Raw genomic sequence first — 20029 nt, 5'->3', positions numbered from 1 at the left:
AACCCTACAAAACAAGCGACTAACATTGCGGTATAAAACAAAAGATACCGCTTATGAAGTACACATTTGAAGAACTACCGCAGGCCATTAGCGTACTGCACAAAAAGGTAGACCTTATTAAAGACCTGATCTTAGAAAACAGGTCGCAAAATCCCCAACGTCCCCGAGATGATTTATTGACCATCAGGCAGGCGGCCGAATTTCTCAGCCTGTCCGTACCCACGCTTTACACCAAAGTGAGCCGGAATGAAATCCCCGTGAACAAGCGGGGCAAAAGACTTTATTTCTCCACAGTGGAACTATCCGACTGGGTAAGATCGGGAAGGAAGAAAACCACGGAAGAAATACAGCAAGGAACAATCCATTCCCCTACGGACAGCACGATACCACCAACATAGCTATATATCCCACTTAACGACGATTTATGTATAGCAAAAACCATGGAAAAACCAGTTAATTCGGGACAGCCTAAAAGCCTGTGGGGCTTTCAGGGTTGCTGTTATTGGCGGTAGAAAGGCGGTTCAGGCAGTCAGTCCCCTTTCGGCGGCTGAGCAAGCGGAAGTTGGGCAGTGGCCCTACTTGCTTGCCCTGAGCTATTGCTACAGGGGTTTCAAGTATCCTCCGGGGATACTTGTCGGCCTTTCAGGCCGATAAAAAAAAGAAACGGTATACCTAAAGGTACACTGAATATTAAAAAATATGGACAGGTAAATTTATTTATATATCAAAAAAGAAAGGAGCTAATTATGAAGATGGACATCATTACAATGGATGACTTGCAGCAGTTCAAGACAGAAATGCTGAATGAAATGAAAAATATTTTAAAAACTAATAGTGGTACTTCAAATAAATCATGGTTGAGGAGTGCTGAGGTAAGGAAAATGCTAAATATTTCGCCTGGTACATTACAGAACCTGCGTATCAATGGCAATTTGCCATTTCGTAAGGTCGGGGGAACTATGTTTTACAGTAGGGAAAAAATTGAAAAGATGATGGAGGGGAAATGAAATGACGAAAGGTGAAAACTTGTACCACAAAGGATTGCGTAGATACTTTGCGCATGCGTCACAACAGCCACATTTTTTCCCAACGCATTTAAGCATATTAATTGCATTGGTTCAATGTTGTAATCATCAGGATTTAACAAGTCCATTTAATGTAAGCAGAAAAACGCTTATGCGATTTTCAAGGATAAAGTCAGTTTCTACATACCACAAAAATATCAGGGAGTTGAAGGAAAGTGGCTTTATTAAATATAAGCCCTCATGGCATCCAAAGCTGGGCAGTGAAGTGAAGCTTAATATAGAATTGGAGAAGAACTTTTAAGGAAATAGGTAATGGAAGATATCAATGTTAAGTCTGTGCGATATCCAAAAGCAACGGATGAAAAACTGGAAAAAATCTCGTTGAAACTGGGGAGACCGAAAAAACTGTTGGTTATACAGATGGTAAATTATTTTTATGGTACAAAAAAAGACCCGATCGATTTTAACGACGAGCTACTTAAGAAAGAGCTGGTAAACGGAGTAAGCAGGATAATATCATTTTTCAAAAAGCAGGAAAAGGATTTTCTGTTACCCATGTTTACCGACAGTAACGGACTCACTATCATAGCAAAAGAGCATACAGAATATTTCAGAATAATCTGGCAGCATCTACAGAAAGAGGAAAAGAAAAGTGACGGAATTTCTAACCATATGAGGCACCTGGAAAAAGAAATTGCCAGAACTCACCAGTATTACAATGAAAAAAGTAAACTGAAGTCCAGTTTTAGAGAGATACTCAATTATTATATCAATCAGAGGGAATCTTTGGGATGGCCGGTATCAGCTGCCAAAAAGGAGGAATTGCAAAGCCATGTCAGAAAATCCCTTGAAAATATTTAGACTATGTACATTAACATCACAGCATCTGAGACGGGAAATAACAAAGGCAGTAGCGGAGCTTTGGTCAATTATCTGGAAAAGGAGAATAATTTAAAAACTGGAAAAAACCTAGATCAGCGTTATGAAAACTGGTTTAATGGTATTAGAAACGACGTTAGGAGACAGGAAGTCCGTGTAAAAATCGATAATAATATTGCAAAGCTTGGCCGTGATGACAGTAAGTTTTTCCTGATTAATATCAGTCCGAGCCAAAAGGAGCTGGAACATCTTTTTAAACAATATGGAGAGAGTGGTGCAAAAGAGAAACTCAAAGAATTTGCTGTAAATGTTATGGACGAATACGCTAAGAATTTTAAAAGATCAGGTATCCATAATAATACCGATCTTTTATGGTTTGGCAAGGTTGAAAACTACCGTTACTACAAGCACACAGATAAAGAAGTGAAAAATGGAATAAAGCAAAAGGGCGATCGAAAAGAAGGACCACAAATGCACGTCCAAGTGATTGTGAGTCGTAAAGATTTAGGTAATAAAGTTAAGCTTAGTCCTCAAAATACCTCAAAAGGTAAGAATGAAAAGCATTCTGCAAAACTCGGGCAATTTAACCGCAGTGCATTTAAAGAGTCTGGTGAGGAGGTGTTTGATAAGTTATTCCAATTCGAGAGAGGGCTCAAGGATAAGTTTTCATATGCAAATGTTATGGAGAATGGAACTCCTGAACAGAAAATCCAGATGCACATGCTCTCCGAACTCTCGATTGACATTTCAAGAGATCTCAATATAAGTAGTTTGACGAAAGGAATTTCAGATGGAGTTTTTGCCAGTGTTACCGATATGATAGCTAGTGCAAAAGATGCTGGCATTGGGCTATTGGAAATCTTGATGGAACCTAGCTACGAATTCCCACAGACAGATATTGCTGAGGAAGCTGAGAAACGGAGGCGTAAAAAGTTGCAACAGTCACAGGGACTTAGCAGGTAGGTCTTGAGAAAAAGGGAAGCCCGTTTGCCCATTCCTTCTGAAACTGAAGGGGAGGGTATTGTTTAGTCACCGAAAAATCTTGGTCTCAATCCGCTCCACATACAGCCTTAACTTAGTGGTATTAACCTTCAACTTATATTTTTCAAGAGCTAGAAAAGCAATTTCTATTCATAGTAGATGGATTTATGGATGAATTTGAACTACATTCGAACGCAAATAGAATTTAGATTTATTTATTTGAGATGAGGTGTGAAAAAACTATATTTTTACGGGAAACAGTAATGAACTCGCTAACATTTCAGCTATCATTGTGTGCAGATAAAATTAAAATCGAATAATCATATAAAATCTACAATACATATTACCGATTAATGGCAATCAAAAAATCAGAATTATACAGCTCATTATGGGCAAGTTGCGATGAACTTCGTGGCGGAATGGACGCCTCTCAATATAAAGATTATGTACTCACAATGTTGTTTGTAAAGTACATTTCAGATAAGTATAAAGGCGACCCGTTTGGTGCCATCACCGTTCCTGAGGGAGCGACTTTTGACGATATGGTCGATTTGGTGGGGTCACCGGAAATTGGAGATAAAATCAACAAGCAAATTTTAAATCCGATTAAAGAAGCCAATAAACTCAATGAATTTCCAGATTTTAATGACGAAAGTAAATTGGGTAAGGGAAAAGACTTGGTAGATACGGTTTCTAACTTGGTGCGTATTTTCAACGACCCGAGTTTGGATTTCTCCGGTAATTCTGCCGAAGGCGATGATATTTTGGGCGATGCTTACGAATATTTGATGCGCCATTTTGCTACCGAAAGCGGAAAATCGAAAGGACAGTTTTATACACCTGCTGAAGTTTCCAGAGTGTTGGCAAAAGTGATCGGTATTAACCACAACAATTCTTCGCATCAAACAATGGCGTATGACCCGACCTGTGGTTCGGGTTCGCTGTTGCTGAAAGTGATGAACGAAGCAGGCAAAAACATTGACTTGTACGGACAGGAAAAAGAAACCACTACGGCTAACTTAGCCCACATGAATATGATTCTGCACGGTGCCGAGACCGCCACCATTATTGCAGATAATACTTTGAGCCGGCCGTTTTACAAAGAAGAAAATGGTTCGCTTAAAAAGTTTGATTACGTGGTTGCCAATCCGCCATTTTCGTTGAAAAGCTGGAGCAATGGCGTGAATGTGGACAGCGATGAACACGACCGTTTTGCATTAGGCGTTCCGCCGGAAAAGAATGGCGATTATGCTTTTCTGTTGCACATTTTACAATCTTTAAAAGCCAATGGAAAAGGTGCGGTGGTATTGCCTCACGGCGTTTTGTTCCGTGGTAATGCCGAGGGAGAAATTCGTAAAAATATTTTAAAGAAAGGTTACATTAAAGCCATTATCGGTTTGCCTGCCAATTTGTTTTATGGTACGGGCATTCCAGCTTGTATAATTGTGCTGGACAAAGAAAATGCCGAACACCGCAAAGGTTTGTTTATGATTGATGCGAGTAAAGGTTTTGTGAAAGATGGCAACAAAAACCGGTTACGGGAGCAGGACATCCGCAAGATGACTGATGTGTTCGATGCTTTTGCCGAAGTACCTAAGTTTAGCCGAATGGTTTCGATGACGGAAATTGCCGACCCTAAAAACAATTACAACCTCAACATTCCACGGTATATTGATACGCAGGAAGCCGAAGATATTCAGGATTTGGCGGGGCATTTGTCGGGTGGCATTCCGCAGAAAGATGTGTATGGTTTGCAGGCGTATTGGGATTTGTTTCCTTCGTTGAAAGCCGATTTGTTCAATCCGGCAAGAGCAGGTTATTTTGAATTAAAAGTACCTGCTGAAACCATCAAAACCACCATTTTCAATCATCCCGAATTTGTAGCCTTTAATACAAAAATGCACAATGCTTTTGATAAATGGTTGCACGAACAACAAACGAAGTGGAACAATTTAGATAAAGGTTTTGCAGTAAAAGAAGCCATAGAAACATCGGCACAAACCATTCTGAGCCATTTTGAAAACAATGCTTTGGTGAACCGTTATGCGATGTACCAACACCTGATGCAGTACTGGAACGAAGTGATGCAGGACGATTTTTATTCGATTGCTTTAGACGGCTGGACCGCAGGAAACGAATACACCCGATTGGTCATTAAAGGTAAAAAAGGAAAAGACGGCAAAACCGCACAGGACAAAGAGATTGAAGGTTTGGCGGGTATTGAAGGCAGAATGGTAACGCCGGAAATGATGATCCGTTATTTCTTCAAAGAACAAAATGACAGTTGGCAGGATTTAGAAAATCAACTGAACCTTACGCAGGAAGTCCTTACGGAAATAGAAGAAGAAAACAGCGGAGAGGAAGGCATTTTCAGTGATTTGGAAAAAATAAATCTTAAAAATGTAAAAGACTTTTACAAAGAGCGTAAAGCCGATAATGCCTCTAAGGAAGAATTGAAATATATTAAAAACTATATTGATACGCAGGAAGCTTTGGGTGGCATTACCAAACTGATAAAAATAGCGAAAGAGAATTTGGAAGTAAAAGTGGTGGCACAATATTCTTTAATAACCGAAGTCGAAATAAAAGATATGGTGATTAACCATAAATGGACGCCCGTATTGCAACAAGCATTGCAAAGCGAGCAGGAAAAGCTGAGCCAAAACCTTACACAACGCATTAAGGAACTGGCAGACCGCTACCAACAGGCTTTGCCTGCTTTGGAAACCCGAGCAGTAGAAGCTTCGCAAAAAGTATTGTCTCATTTGCAAAAAATGGGATTGGCATGGTAAAGGAAAATACAATGAAGCAGACGGAAATTGGTTTGTTGCCGGAGGATTGGGAGGTTGTTAATTTAAATGACGTTTCTAAAATATCTTCTAGTAAGCGAATTTTTGAAAGTGACTATGTTCCTTATGGAATTCCATTTTACAGGGGAAAGGAAATTTCTTTATTAATGCAAAATAAGACCATTGATGAGCCATTTTATATAAGTGAGTCAAAATATTTTTCACTTGCAAACAAATATGGATATCCTAAAAATGGAGATTTATTGATAACAGCTGTTGGAACATTGGGTAATATATATTGCATTAACAATGATGAAAAGTTTTACTTTAAAGATGGAAATTTAATTTGGATTAATAATATAATTCAGAATTCAAAATTCTTGAAAATTGCTTTAGATTATAATAAGCAACAAATTTTAGACAACGCTATTGGTAGTAGTCAAAAAGCATTAACCATAAATAGTTTGTCTATAACTAAAATCCCCCTTCCGTCCTTACCCGAACAAGAAGCAATAGCGGAAGCCTTGAGTGATGCCGATGCGTGGATAGAAAGCCTGGAGCAACTCATCGCCAAAAAACGCCTCATCAAACAAGGGGCAATGCAGGAATTGTTGACGCCTAAGGAGGATTGGGAAGTGAAGAAGTTGGGGGAGGTTGCACCCCTGCAGAGAGGTTATGATTTGCCAAGTCGAAACTTAGAGCAAGGAATTTATCCGGTTGTGTATTCCAACGGAATTATGAATTATCACAATCAGTTTATCGCTAAAGCACCTGGAATAGTTACTGGGAGGTCAGGAACAATAGGTAAGGTGAACTTTATTGAAGATGATTATTGGCCACATAATACAACTCTTTGGGTGACTAATTTTAACGGAGTGTATCCAAAGTTTGTTTATTACCAACTTCTAAGCATAGACATCAGGAGATATGCGACGGGCTCTGGTGTTCCTACTCTTAACAGAAATGATTTACACGATATTTCTTTATCAATTCCAACCCTCACCGAGCAAACCCAAATTTCCACGATATTATCGGATATGGATGCGGAGCTGAAAACTTTGGAAGCGCAACTGGGCAAAGTAAGAAAGGTAAAAAAAGGGATGATGCAGGAATTGCTGACGGGGAGAGTGAGGTTGGTATAGGCGTTTCGTCATTGCGAGGCACGAAGCAATCTCATTTTAAAAGAAATAACAAATTATAACGCTCACAAATATGGAAACAATAGAAATATGTTCAAAATTCATTTCAGGCTTGGCAACCATTTCCGCAGCGATCATAGCAGGATATATTGCAAATAAATATCAAAAAAATAATCTAAAATTATCCCGAGAGAAGATGGAAAAGGACTTATTTACTGAGTTTAATGGTAGATATGATATTCTTAATGACAGCATGGAATTGTTATCGGCTATTAATTCAATCGAAGAATTGAAATCAACCCAATCGTTGATAAAGGATAAGAAAATGTATAATGTAGTAATCGATTACTTCAATCTTTGTTCGGAACAGTATTACTGGAAGGAGAAAAAGCGAATTTCAAAAAAAATATGGCTTTCTTGGGAAGCAGGAATGAAACATTATTTCAAAATCGAAATAGTTAAAGAATTGTGGGATAAAGAAATTAATGATTTCGGTTACGAGACATACTATTTAAAAGATGGGCAAAGCTTTTTCGGAGATAAAGTCAGCACTCAACTTAATAATGATATAGTCTAAAGAAATAAATTTTAAAGAATAAATAAAACGCTCAACATGCCTTGCAATCACAAATTTATCGAAGATTTAAATTTAGAAAATTTAGACTTCCAACCCACAACATTAATTGTAGGGACGTTTAACCCGTCTTGGCCAGAAAATAACCAAGCACAGTGGTTTTACGGCAGAACACAGAATAATTATTTCTGGGATGTTTTACCAAGATTATATGGAGAACAAAGTCTTTTAAATGCTAATCCAGCTGAATGGAAGCAATTCTGTAGTCGACATAAAATTGCTATTACAGATCTAATCAGCTGTATTGGTGATGCTAACAGACCTGAAAATGATGCCGCAATGGGCGGATATAGCGATGAAAGAATTGCAAATGATTTCCATGAGCATAATTTTGTAAACATAGTTGCCTTACTTGAGGATCACCCAACTATAAAAAACGTTTATTTAACGAGAGGAAATGCTCCAACTTTTTGGGCAAGGCTTTGGAGGCCAATAAGAAAGTATTGTAATTTACAAAAACTACATGAAAACACTTTATTAACGCCGTCTGGTTATGCTTTCTATCAACATGGCCGTTATAATAATACAAATCCTGATCAACAAATCCCAAACCTCGGAGATTTTATTTTAAGGAGTTGGCAACAGAAATGGCATCAAATTGATAATTGATATGGATAAAATAACGCTTATCAACAAGGTTATCAAGAACTATTTTGACACGAATGGATCAATAAAAATTATTCCTGCAAAAGACTTAATGCCTCAATTTATTCAAGCTAGCGTATTTGAAAAGGATGAAAAGAATGGATTACCCATTCGTAAAATTTTAAGAAAGCTAGATGCTCAAAATCAGCTTGAACAAATCCCTTATATTTTTGCAGATAGAAAAGCAGTAAATACAAATTGGTACTTCCAAAGAGATACAGGCGTGATCCACGAGCCAAAAATAACCAATAAACTTCTACCAGATAAACTATCTTTTAGGCCTGCAAAAACTCCTAGACACAGAGACGAAGATTATGTGCTGGATTTGTGTGATGAAGCTTTGAAACTTAAAGGTTCCAGACAACATAAGTTTGATTTTTTATTCGGCGATACGGGTAGAAAACTTCCGGTAGATATTTATTATGTTAAGTCTAAATTGGTAGTAGAATATCGAGAATATCAACACAGCAATGCTGTAAAACATTTCGACAAACCTGATAAAATCACTGTAAGTGGAGTGCATCGCGGCGAACAGCGCAAAATCTACGACCAAAGAAGGAGAGATGTTTTACCTGCCAACAGTATCAAGTTAATAGAAATTGATTATACTGATTTCGAGTGTGATAGGAAGAATAGAATCGTAAGGGATAGAGTGAGGGATTCGGAGGTGGTGAAGGGGAAACTAGTGATTTAACAATTAAAAAAACTAAATTAATGAATAACAATTTACAACTACTACCAATTAATGATTTAATGCAGTATTCATTTTTTGTTCCCTCTTATCAACGAGGATATCGCTGGACAGAAATAGAAGTAACAGCTTTATTAAAAGATCTGTTTATTTTTATGGATAAGAAAAAAGAGGAAGATGATTTCTATTGTTTGCAGCCTATAGTTCTTGCGAAGAGTAACAAAATGGAGAACTCTTGGGACTTAATTGACGGTCAGCAAAGACTTACCACGATTTTTTTAATCTTAAAATTTTTGAATGGAAGATTCGCTGAAGAATACCGACCAAAAGTATTTTCTTTAGAGTATGAAACAAGAATAGAAAGTAGAGATTTTCTGTATAATATAGATAACGAACTAAAAAATAAAAATATCGATTTTTATCATATCTACGAAGCATACGGCGCTATCAAGTTATTTTTTGCAGATAAGATGAATCTTATCAATCGTTTTGAGGATATATTGCTCAATAAAACCTACATAATTTGGTTTGAGACTAACCCAGATAATGCAATTGAAGTTTTTACACGTATCAATATCGGTAAGATACCGTTAACAAATGCTGAACTAATTAAGGCTTTATTTTTAAAGTCTGAGAATTTTAAAAATGCTTTCGAATTAAAGCAAATACAGATTAGTACAGAATGGGATGAAATAGAGAGGAAACTACGAAATCCCAAGTTTTGGCACTTCCTAAATTCAAGCAGAAAGAAAATCGAGTACGACAATCATATAGACTTTATTTTCGATGTTATTTCAAAGAATAACAAGAAGGTAGACTCTGATAAGCTACATTCCTTTTTGCATTACTATAAATTCTTAGGTGAAAACAACCAACAGTTGGAAAGAATAGTTGATGAAAAGTGGTTTGAAGTAAAGAAACATTTTCATAAGCTTGATGAATGGTTTCAAGACAAAGACCTTTACCATTATATTGGCTTTTTGATTGAACATAACGACATCAACATAGAAGAAGCTATTAAAACTTCCAATGCTATGGACAAGGATGATTTCTCAAATTGGATTTTTGAGAAGATAAAAGCATCTGTTAAAAATATAGACTTAGATGAATTATCTTTTGATAATCACAAAACACAAATTAGAAAGATATTATTACTATTTAATATTGAAACACTTCTTCAGACTGAGAAAGCTACATTTTGGTTTCCATTTGATAAGTATAAATTAGAAAAATGGGACATTGAACACGTTAATTCGCAAACACAAGCCACACCGGATAGTAAAACTTATTACTCATGGTTAATTGATTTATTAGAATATTTTACTGGGTTTAACCAATACTCGGATGATCACATTGAAGGAGAAGAAGAAACTTATAGAGAGGCTATTGATAAGGTAATTACGGAGTTGGGAAAAGACGAGCAAACACTCCAACATAAAAATTTACTTGAGAAAATTATTGTAAATATAGAACAGGATTATGTTGCTTCTGATATAGAGGAGCTTTTTAATGGATTATTTAAATTCTTTAAAGAGGCTGAAATTAGTGATAATGATGGTATAGAAAATCTAGCACTCTTAGATGGAGCTACTAATAGAAGTTACAAAAATGCGATGTTTCCCATCAAAAGAAAACGAATTATCGACAATGATAAGAAAGGCATTTTTGTTCCAATAGCAACGAAAAATTTATTCTTAAAATACTACAGTAGACAAATGGCGCAAGCTTTATATTGGACTAAGCAGGATGCTAATGACTATAGTTCAGCAATTAAAAATGTTCTTTCAAAATATTTAAACTAAATTCAATGGCACTTCAAAAAACTGCTGAAAGATATTCTTTTAATCAGCTACTTAGCACAAATTCATTTAATATAGAAATACCGATTATCCAAAGAGATTATGCACAGGGGCGTGATTCTCAAAAAGAGTTGCGCACAAACTTTTTGGGGGCTTTGTACAAATATTTGGAGGAAGATATACCTCATCGAGATTTAGATTTTGTATATGGTTATGTAACTGAAGATAAATCATTTATACCATTAGACGGTCAACAAAGGCTAACAACTTTGTTTTTACTCCACTGGTACCTAGCTAAAGCCAACAACGACCAACAATTTATTGAAAATGTGTTGTCAAAAGATGGTAAATCTAAATTTGTTTATAAAACAAGATTTAGTTCTACAGACTTTTGTGAAGCATTACTAACAAATGAGATTAATTTATTTCAATTAAAAGAGTCGGATAAGGATAGGAAAAATGCTTTATCGAAAACTATCATAAATAAGGGTTGGTTTCAGAAGTATTGGAGTAGAGACGCCACGGTACTTTCAATGCTTAATATGCTCGATGATATTCATTATTTATTTAGAAATGTTCCTCATTTTTATAAAGGATTAATTGCTGAACAGTCGATCATTACATTCTTATTTTTAAATCTCGATGATTTGAAACAAGGTGACGATCTTTACATAAAGATGAACTCAAGAGGTAAGCCTTTGACAAATTTTGAAAATTTTAAAGCAAGATTTGAACAAGAAATAAAGTCACTGTTTGAGAATAATGTTAAAGATTATGCACTCTCAATGGCAGATAGAATTATGGAATGTTCTATTCAAGAATATTTCTCCAATAAGATAGATTGTGTCTGGACCGATTTATTTTGGAACTATAGAGACTTAGTTGGCGATCTAAATACTTATGACGATGAGCTAATGAATTTCATTAGGGCATCGTTAACATTTTCATACATCAAAAACAATCCGTTTGATAAACCCGTTTTCGATTTACTTCTAGGTAATCAAGTAATGTCATTCAATAAGCAAAAAGAGCTTAATCTTTTTACTAAAGACAGTGTCATTTTTTTAATTGACACACTTGATAAACTAATGAATGGTAACTTAAAACCAGCTAATAAAGTCACGGATTGTTATTATTTTGATTTCGAAATTATATTCAATAATATATTAAAGAACGTAGCCTCAAATCCAGAAAGAGTTCTTTATTACTCATATATCAGCTATTTAGTTAAACATTCAGAACATATTTCTGGTCTGCAAGACTGGATGAGGGTTATATCCAATTTGGTTGAAAATACTAGATTTGATAGCCCAGATCAATTCTATTCGGCAATTATATCGTTAAATAAGCTTTTAGAGGTAGCACCGAATATTTTGGAAGCATTAAAAAGTGATTTAAAAATAGACTTCTTCTTTAGTGATCAAGTTTATGAAGAACAGATGAAGGCTATTGCAATTCTATCAGACAGGGGTATTGAAAATTCATGGGAAGCAATCATTTATGAAGCCGAAAAGGCAGTTTTCCACAAGGGTCAAATTGGTTATTTATTTGAATTTAGCGGTATTCAGAATAAGGTTGAGATTACCCAAAGTTCATTAGAGGCTAAAGATGCATTTAGACAATATCTTTATAAGTTTAAAGCGTTATTCTCTGTTTTAGATAATGAGAGAAATAATGGGTTCTTACTAGAACGAGCATTATTATCTTTCGATAACTATTTGCTAGAAACCAGTAATTGGAGGTATAATTTCAGTAGCTCAAGAAAGGTATCCAACTATGATCGTGATTTTAGTTGGAAAAGAATTTTAAGAGTAGATTTCACCAACTCAGAACCTAGTGTAAAATCGAAAAATAAGCGAGGTGTTTTCAAAAAACTAGTTGATGATGCTAAGTTCAATTTTATTAATGAAGCTCTTGTAAATAAATCTCTGAATGAAATGATCAAAAAATCTAATATAAATGATTGGCGAAGAGATTTTATAGATGACCCGAGAATTATTGCGAAATGTGGACAAGGATATATTTACAGTTGGGAGTATAATCATCAAACTATACAGCTTTTGAATGCTTCGCAGATGAATCATTTAAGATATGACCTAAATACACTGGTTTTATATTACCAAATTTCTGACAACCAAATATTTGGTCCATTTAAAAACTGTAGTATACATCCAGCAAAGGGATATGATGATACCACTTTGATAATTTTAGACGATTGGTGTCACAATCGAATTTATTATAGAGTGATTATTGAGTATATATATGAAAGTTATAATATAACTTTTACCAAAGTAAAAGGTGTAAATAAAATACAAGAATATGGTGGAGAACTGATATTGGTACTCGAAAAACTTGGTTATAAATGGGAAGATAAAGGTTATGTTAAAGCTTCGAAATCAAGAACCTCAGCACTCACTAAGTACAAAGAACTTTTGAGTGATTTAAATCTATTGTAACTTGTAAACATGATCAATCCCATAGAACGTATCACCCAAAATCGCATTATCCAACTCTTTCAAAAAGAATTGGGCTACAAATATTATGGCAATTGGGAGAAAAGAGAACACAATAGTAATGTAGAAGAAACCATTCTAAAACAGAATTTGTTAACTCGTGGTTATTCCGAAACCTTGGCAGATAAGGCGGTAAAAGATGTTTATAATTTGGCAACTACCAATTCTGGCAATTTATATCACCGCAACAAAGCAATGTATTCGTTATTGCGCTATGGGGTAAAAGCCAGACCAGATTTGGGTGAGCAGTTTGATACCATTTTTCCAATTGACTGGAATGATTTTGATAAAAATGAATTTGGTATTGCAGAGGAAGTTACACTGAGCAAAGGTGAAAATAACCGTCGTCCGGATGTTGTGTTATACATCAATGGGATTGCCATTGGCGTATTGGAGTTGAAAAGAGGAACGACTGATATTTCGGAAAGTATTAACCAATCTATCTCTAACCAAAAAGTATTGTTTAACGAATGGTTTTATACAACTGTTCAATTATTAATGGCGGGTAATAACACCCAAGGTTTGAAATATGGAACAATAGAAACACAAGCTAAATATTACCTAGCCTGGAAAGAGGACGAGCTAAATAATGAAGCTTACAAGCTGGATAAGTACATCAAGAAACTTTGTCAGAAAGAACGTTTGATTGATTTGATATATAATGGCGTAGTGTTCGATGCTGGTGTAAAAAAACTACCTCGTCCGCACCAATATTTTGCTTTGAAAGAAGCGCAAGGATTTGTCCGTAAAAAAGAAGGCGGTATTATTTGGCATACGCAAGGTTCTGGTAAATCATTGATGATGGTGATGCTTGGCAAATGGATTTTGGAAAATGTTGCCAATTCAAGAATTGTCATCTTAACTGACCGAACAGAATTAGATGACCAGATAGAAAGGGTCTTTAAAGATGTGGGTGAAACCGATGTTGCTAAAACGAGGTCTGGTAAGGAACTAATGGCATTTTTAACTTCATCGAGACCAAGATTGGTTTGTTCGCTCATTCATAAGTTTGGCAATAAAACAGATACCGATTTCGATGCTTTTATTAAAGAACTGCAAGACAATCCGGTACAAACGCAAGGGGAGATTTTCGTTTTTATTGATGAATCTCACCGTTCGCAAAGCGGTAAGCTGAACCAAGTTATGAAAGCTGTATTGCACAACGCGGTATTTATTGGTTTTACAGGTACCCCTTTATTAAAAAAAGATAAAAAAACAACAATGGATGTATTTGGCAGGTACATTCATACCTATAAATTTAACGAAGCGGTTGAAGATGGCGTAGTAAAAGATTTGATGTATGAAGGACGTGCTATTGAGCAAAACCTAACTTCACAAGCAAAAGTAGACCAATGGTTTGAGGCCAAAACAGCGGGTTTAAATGATTTCCAAAAGAACGAGCTAAAAAAGAAATGGGGCACCATGCAAAATGTGCTGAGTTCTAAAAGTAGAATGGAGAAAATTGTTGCAGATATTATCGTTGATTTTTCTGTGAAGCCACGTTTAAAATCTCAAAGTGGCAATGCCATTTTGGTGGCATCGAGTATCTATGAAGCTGCTAAATATTACAGTTTATTTTTAAATACAGAACTGAAAAACAAATGTGCCATTATTACCTCTTACAACCCTAATGCAAGCGATGTTTCTTTAGAAGATACCGGAGCAGATAATGAAACCGATAAAGAATTTATATTTAAAACCTATACAGATTTACTAAAGAATGTAAGTGTAAAAGGCAATAAGTCTAAGACAGAAACTTACGAAACGGATGCGAAAGAAAGTTTCCGTAAAGAGCCAGCAAGAATGAAATTGCTAATTGTGGTTTCTAAGTTATTAACGGGTTTTGATGCGCCACCTTGTACTTACATTTATATTGATAAAAGAATGCAGGACCATACGTTGTTTCAGGCAATTTGTAGGGTTAATCGTTTAGATACTGATGATAAGGATTACGGTTACATTATCGATTACATGGAGTTATTTGGAAAGGTAACTGATGCTATAAATGTTTATACCTCTGAGCTAGACAGTGAAGGCTTTACCAAAGAAGAAGTAGGTATTCAACTGAAAGACCGATTGAAAGTTGCCAAAGATCGTTTATTCACGGCTTTAGAAACGGTAGAAAGTATTTGCGATAATGTAGCTTCACCTAAAAATGATTTAGCATATATTCATTATTTCTGCGGTAATACAGAAAATCCAGATGATTTAAAAGCGATGGAGTATAAACGAATGGCATTATACAAAGCCATTGTAGAATACATCAGGGCTTATGCGAATGTGAAGGCTGACTTTATTACAGCTGAATTTACCGATGCAGAAATTAAACGTTTCAACAGCAAGTTAGAGGAATATCTAAGTCTGAGAGAGATTATTCGTATTGCTTCGGGCGAAACCATCGATTTGAAAGCTTACGAAGCTGATATGCGTTTCTTGATAGATACTTACATCAAAGCAGATGATTCTGAAGTAATTTCTCCATTTGAAAATATTTCTCTACTTGATTTGTTGGAAACTAACATGGATCAAGCTATTGATAGTTTACCTAACGAAATTAAAGGTAATCCGGAAGCAGTTGCAGAAGTAATTGAAAATAACATTAGGAGCAAAATTGTTGAAGAACATTTACTTGATCCTAAATATTTTGATCAGATGAGTGTTTTGCTGCAAGAACTGATTGAGAGAAGAAAGCAGGAAACTATTAACTATCAACAATACTTAACAAAAATTGCAGAACTTATTCGTCAGGTTAATCAAGGGAAAAAAGATGGGGTGCCTAAGTCTTTAAACACTAAGGGAAAAGTAGCTATTTATCATACATTAGAAGATGATGAGCAATTAACTTTAGCTTGCGAGAATGCGGTGCAATACGCTAAACAAGATGGTTTTAGAGAAAATTTAGCTAAGCAGAAATTAGTTAAGAAAGCTATTTACGATGTAGTTGAAGATGTTAAAAAAGTGGAAGAGGTTTATAAAGTTATAGATGCACATAAAGACGAGTATTAATGGCTAACAGCACTCTACATATTGGTTCAGTTGAGATAGAAGTGACGTTTAAGGCGATTAAAAACTTGCATTTAAGTGTGCATCCACCTGTTGGTCGGGTAACAATTGCTTCGCCAGATTTTTATGATTTGGAGAAAGTGAAGATTTATGCTGCGACCAAATTGGGATGGATTAAAAGAGAGCAAGCGAAAATAAAAAGTCAAGAAAGGGAAGAACCTAAATTGATGATTACGAGAGAGAGCCATCAGTTTTTAGGAAAGCGTTACTTGTTAAAAATAATTGAATCTAATCGACCAAAGTTGGTTCTGAAGCATCAAAGGATTGAGCTTTATGCTTTGCCAGAAGCAACTTTAGAACAAAAGCAAAAGACGCTTTACAATTGGTACAGAAGAGAATTAGAGGCTGTTGCCGGTAAACTGATTGTTGCCTATTCCAACCAAATGAAGCTAGCAAATATCAACTTTGGTATCAGAAAAATGAAAACCAAATGGGGGAGTTGTAGTATCGAAAAGCGAATATTATGGTTTAATATTGAATTGGCTAAAAAACCAATGGACTGCATTGAATATATCGTAGTTCATGAACTAGTTCATTTAATAGAACGTAACCACAATAAGAACTTTATTATTTTAATGGATAAGTTTTTGCCAAGTTGGAGGGTGCAGAAAAAGATCTTAAATGAATTGCCTATCTAGAGTTAATTTCAAGAGTTTTTTTTGTTTATAATAATATATTTTAGAGAGGTTCTTTTATTGTTAAAGTTTTTTAAACGCGATTATTTACCTCAGCTTGGCTCTTCTCGTGGCAATGCTTTTTTGTGAGCTATTGTTTCTTCAGAAGTTCATTTTTTTCTCGTTCACTTGCAAGCAATCTTTCGTACAATTCTATTATTTTCTCGAGTGGATTGATTGTACATAAATAATTATTGTTGTTGGAACTACTGTCAGTAAAAGTATTACCAATGATGTTGAAAACTGCTTCCTCGTTAAAATTTCTGATAGCGTCCGTCGGTAAACCCAAAGCGGAAGCAATCTTTTCTAAAGTTGAATCTTCAATTTCCTCACTTTGCTCAAGTTTGCTAATGGCCTGTTGGCTTATGCCAAGTTCAGCAGCGAGCGCTTCCTGTTTCATTCCACGCAGTTCTCGGATACGGCTTATTTTTCTACCAAGATGCATTCTGTTCGTTTTTTCTGAGGTTTCCATGGCCAAATATATTTAAAAAATTCCGACAGTTAAAAACAACCCTGCGCTTGTATTTAACAACAGGTATTGGTTCGGTACGTACTTTTTCTAATCGAAATTGGTTCTCGTAATAACCATGAAGATATGAAAAAGAAATCATTAAAGCCAGTAGAGGGCCGGCCAGAGCCATTCTCCAATTTTGTTAAGGAACTTGCAGAGCGGTTCACGCCCTTGCATATTCTTAAGTTCGGTGAAATAAGTTCCATAAAGAATTCTCGTACTTCCTTCTCGCCACAAAAGACGAGCAGCAATTTTCACTATTACCTATTAATGGTAATTGAGGGCACAACAAGAATTGAGCATGGCGTTCAGGATTTTGTAAATACGCATTTTAACCATGGCAAAATCACGATCCTTGTTCATAGCCTAGAGAGCGTCAATACAGCTATTGCAGGTAACAACAGATTTTTTATAACACTGTTTAATTCCGGCATTCAGCTATACAGTCATGATGGTACGCTGAATCTGTTTCCTGAATTCATTCTTGATAAAAAGATATCTCTTGAAAAAGCCCGTAAGCATCTATACCATAGGATTCCAATGGCGCAGGGATTTCTAGATGGTGCGGGAGAATGTTTCAGTAATGAAAAATTCAATGTGTGCGTTTTTATGCTTCACCAAGTTGTTGAGCAATCCTGCATTGCAATGATCAGGGTTTTTATGGCTTATAGGTCGGATATTCATCATTTGGGCAGGCTACTGGACATCTGCGCGTGTTTCTCAGAGGAGCCGAGAGCGCTTTTGCTTGGAACGACAGAAAACAGAAGACTTTTTGAGAAGCTCATGAATAGTTACAGCCACGCCAGGTATAAAGATAATTTCAGTGTCGAGATGGGCGATGCTGATAAACTATATAGCTTAGTTCATAATTTTTTAATTCTCGCCAAAGGTCTTTGTGATAAGAAGATCAATCTTTTAACTGCCGAATGTGAAGAGGCGGAAGCAGAGAAAGGAGGAACTGATAATGGCTGATGAAATCATGCTTACCGGAAAACCTAAATCGCAGTTTTATAAACTTCCGTTTGATAAGAGTACCCGTATATTGAGGTTAAATGTTTTGGAGTCACACACAGAACTTCGAGCCGGGAACCGACCATATTATATGGTTGAGAGAAAGCCACTTTCATTTAAGAAAGGCGTCTTGACAATGAGGGTAAAACTCGAAAATGAGCCGCCTGTAGAAGTTTACCTGAAGGTCGAGTATGATCATTTATTGGTAAGCTGCAATATTGATACGGATGAAGATTATCTGGGAAGATATGCATACCGTACATTGAGGGCGATGTTATGGAATGAATTTCATGACTTTGAGGAATATTATTGGCCGGAATGCTTCAATGAAGCAACCGGAAAATCCAAATATCTTGAAGTAATCTGTGATAGATATGGAGTGGACATCAGGCTAAAAAAAGAATTTAAAGGTTTTTTCAGGCCAGATGACTATTTTCTGCACATATCCGAACGGAAGGTATTGGAGCGAAAGTATGTGAATGTTGGATTAGCTACTTTAAACCATGAATACCTTATCGGCTATTGCCTCGCAAATACCGATCCTGTCAGGTTCCATTCCAACCATTATCCATTTCTGATACCGTATAGCTTTACCCTAAATGCGGATAATAAGACGGTAAAATCTTTTACGGGTTTTCTTATCGAAGAAGACGATAGTTTTGAACAATCTGAACTATCCGCAAATCAAACTGAGCTGAACAGCATCTGCTACGAAATGAAGAAAATTGCAAGGATTCAGTTCAGGGAGTATGGAGATAGTGATGAACGTTCCGACGAAATAGATGATATCAATTTCAGCAATAAGAGGAAGATTTTTGAACTATTTAATAAAGCACTACCAATGCTATCGAGGGAGCCGTTTACACATTACCTGATTACCTATGGGCTGAGAAATATTCAGAAGAGACCTATGAAAAAGGATATGCAGGTGGCCCGATTCTCAGTTGAAGTACCCCGTTTAAATTTTTCACTTAGTGATAAGAGTGATTATTACGAACTTAAGTTGAGGTTCAAGGTGGGAAAAAAAGTTCTGCTTTTTTGCGAAGATAGGATTGCTATGTTTTTCATCTGTTCATCTTCAAACCCCACTGTTTGGTATCTATTGGAATGTGAAACGGATTCTAGGGTAGTTCTTTTCTTTAGTCGGAAAAACTTTAAGATTCAGGTTCCCAAAGGTTATTATAAGGAGCATTTTGAAGCGTATGTAGATGAAATCAAAAAATACTATGAGCTTGAAATCAAATAGAAACACAGACATGAAAGAGATTAAAAAACTACTCGATTATCAACCTTCAGGACTCACCGACGACGAAATTGAAAATTCAGATTCGGAGATGGAATATTTTTTCGTGAATTTTCCGCTGTATGAGGCAAGGGCAAACTTATGGGAACTTTACCAAGGTTGGGTGCATTTGGAAGCGGAATCTCCGGAAGGGGAGGAATTAAAGCATATGCTTTTCTTCTGTAACCAGATGATCAGCTTCCTGAACTTTTCTTATATAGTAACCAGACAGAAACCGAATAGATGAATAAAAAACAGAAAGCAAGATCATTGGGGAGTTGCTTTCTGTAATGATTAAGTTATTTTTAATCTACTATTGCGACAGCCCGCCCGCCCACATTTTCGGCCTGTGAAAGCCCACTTCACTACCTTGGGATTTTCACTATGGCATAT

At 36.0% G+C, this 20029-nt stretch carries 17 protein-coding genes; 16 read left to right on the top strand and 1 reads right to left on the bottom strand.

The genetic code is table 11. The features are described from left to right. Positions 1-53: 53 nt before the first annotated feature. From ACZZZI_RS17415 to ACZZZI_RS17355, 13 genes are all read left to right on the top strand, one after another. Complete coding sequence (locus ACZZZI_RS17415; protein ID WP_463490277.1) at positions 54-398, top strand: helix-turn-helix domain-containing protein; 345 nt, start codon at positions 54-56, stop codon at positions 396-398. Positions 399-746: 348 nt separating this feature from the next. Continuing rightward, positions 747-1007, top strand: a complete 261-nt coding sequence (locus ACZZZI_RS17410; RefSeq protein WP_057935102.1) for a helix-turn-helix domain-containing protein — start codon at positions 747-749, stop codon at positions 1005-1007. 330 nt (positions 1008-1337) lie between these two features. Continuing rightward, positions 1338-1886 (top strand): BfmA/BtgA family mobilization protein, encoded by a 549-nt coding sequence (locus ACZZZI_RS17405; RefSeq protein ID WP_463490275.1) that lies wholly within the window; start codon positions 1338-1340, stop codon positions 1884-1886. 3 nt (positions 1887-1889) lie between these two features. After that, positions 1890-2867, top strand: coding sequence for a DUF5712 family protein (locus ACZZZI_RS17400; RefSeq protein WP_463490273.1), 978 nt, complete (start codon positions 1890-1892; stop codon positions 2865-2867). Between the two features lie 371 nt (positions 2868-3238). Then, the gene (locus ACZZZI_RS17395; protein WP_463490271.1) at positions 3239-5677 is read left to right on the top strand and encodes a type I restriction-modification system subunit M; all 2439 of its coding nucleotides are present in this window, start codon (positions 3239-3241) and stop codon (positions 5675-5677) included. Beyond that, positions 5671-6816 carry a restriction endonuclease subunit S gene (locus ACZZZI_RS17390; protein WP_463490269.1) on the top strand — a complete coding sequence of 382 codons (1146 nt, stop codon included), beginning with the start codon at positions 5671-5673 and terminating at the stop codon, positions 6814-6816. Before ACZZZI_RS17395 ends, ACZZZI_RS17390 begins: the two co-directional genes overlap by 7 nt. 70 nt (positions 6817-6886) lie before the next feature. Continuing rightward, positions 6887-7390 (top strand): hypothetical protein, encoded by a 504-nt coding sequence (locus tag ACZZZI_RS17385; protein ID WP_463490267.1) that lies wholly within the window; start codon positions 6887-6889, stop codon positions 7388-7390. A gap of 36 nt (positions 7391-7426) precedes the next feature. Beyond that, entirely contained in the window at positions 7427-8056 is a 630-nt protein-coding gene (locus tag ACZZZI_RS17380) for a hypothetical protein (RefSeq protein ID WP_463490265.1), read from the top strand. Position 8057: 1 nt separating this feature from the next. Then, positions 8058-8786 carry a hypothetical protein gene (locus ACZZZI_RS17375; RefSeq protein WP_463490264.1) on the top strand — a complete coding sequence of 243 codons (729 nt, stop codon included), beginning with the start codon at positions 8058-8060 and terminating at the stop codon, positions 8784-8786. A 20-nt stretch (positions 8787-8806) separates the two neighbouring features. Then, a complete protein-coding gene (locus ACZZZI_RS17370) occupies positions 8807-10585 on the top strand; it encodes a DUF262 domain-containing protein (RefSeq protein ID WP_463490262.1) in 1779 nt (592 codons plus the stop codon). 5 nt (positions 10586-10590) lie between these two features. Next, positions 10591-13038 (top strand): DUF262 domain-containing protein, encoded by a 2448-nt coding sequence (locus tag ACZZZI_RS17365; RefSeq protein WP_463490260.1) that lies wholly within the window; start codon positions 10591-10593, stop codon positions 13036-13038. Between the two features lie 9 nt (positions 13039-13047). Further along, the gene (locus ACZZZI_RS17360) at positions 13048-16101 is read left to right on the top strand and encodes a type I restriction endonuclease subunit R (RefSeq protein WP_463490258.1); all 3054 of its coding nucleotides are present in this window, start codon (positions 13048-13050) and stop codon (positions 16099-16101) included. Next, complete coding sequence (locus tag ACZZZI_RS17355; RefSeq protein ID WP_463490256.1) at positions 16101-16796, top strand: M48 family metallopeptidase; 696 nt, start codon at positions 16101-16103, stop codon at positions 16794-16796. Before ACZZZI_RS17360 ends, ACZZZI_RS17355 begins: the two co-directional genes overlap by 1 nt. A 127-nt stretch (positions 16797-16923) precedes the next feature. Here the strand turns inward: ACZZZI_RS17355 and ACZZZI_RS17350 are convergent, their stop codons facing one another. Continuing rightward, entirely contained in the window at positions 16924-17304 is a 381-nt protein-coding gene (locus ACZZZI_RS17350; RefSeq protein ID WP_463490254.1) for a helix-turn-helix domain-containing protein, read from the bottom strand. 123 nt (positions 17305-17427) lie between these two features. On the opposite strand from ACZZZI_RS17350, the gene ACZZZI_RS17345 reads away from it, so the two are divergent. From ACZZZI_RS17345 to ACZZZI_RS17335, 3 genes are read left to right on the top strand one after another with little or no spacing between them, the layout of a single operon-like run. Further along, positions 17428-18315, top strand: a complete 888-nt coding sequence (locus tag ACZZZI_RS17345) for a HEPN domain-containing protein (protein WP_463490252.1) — start codon at positions 17428-17430, stop codon at positions 18313-18315. Then, positions 18272-19600: a hypothetical protein gene (locus tag ACZZZI_RS17340; RefSeq protein WP_463490250.1), complete on the top strand. Its 1329-nt coding sequence runs from the start codon at positions 18272-18274 to the stop codon at positions 19598-19600. The genes ACZZZI_RS17345 and ACZZZI_RS17340 overlap by 44 nt, the downstream gene beginning before the upstream one ends. Further along, the gene (locus ACZZZI_RS17335; protein WP_463490248.1) at positions 19581-19883 is read left to right on the top strand and encodes a hypothetical protein; all 303 of its coding nucleotides are present in this window, start codon (positions 19581-19583) and stop codon (positions 19881-19883) included. Before ACZZZI_RS17340 ends, ACZZZI_RS17335 begins: the two co-directional genes overlap by 20 nt. Positions 19884-20029: the final 146 nt, after the last annotated feature.

The sequence above is a fragment of the Pedobacter sp. AC190 genome, assembly GCF_979258025.1.
The sequence above is the reverse complement of the archived record's forward strand: the minus strand, read 5'-3'. Positions and strand labels throughout refer to the sequence as shown.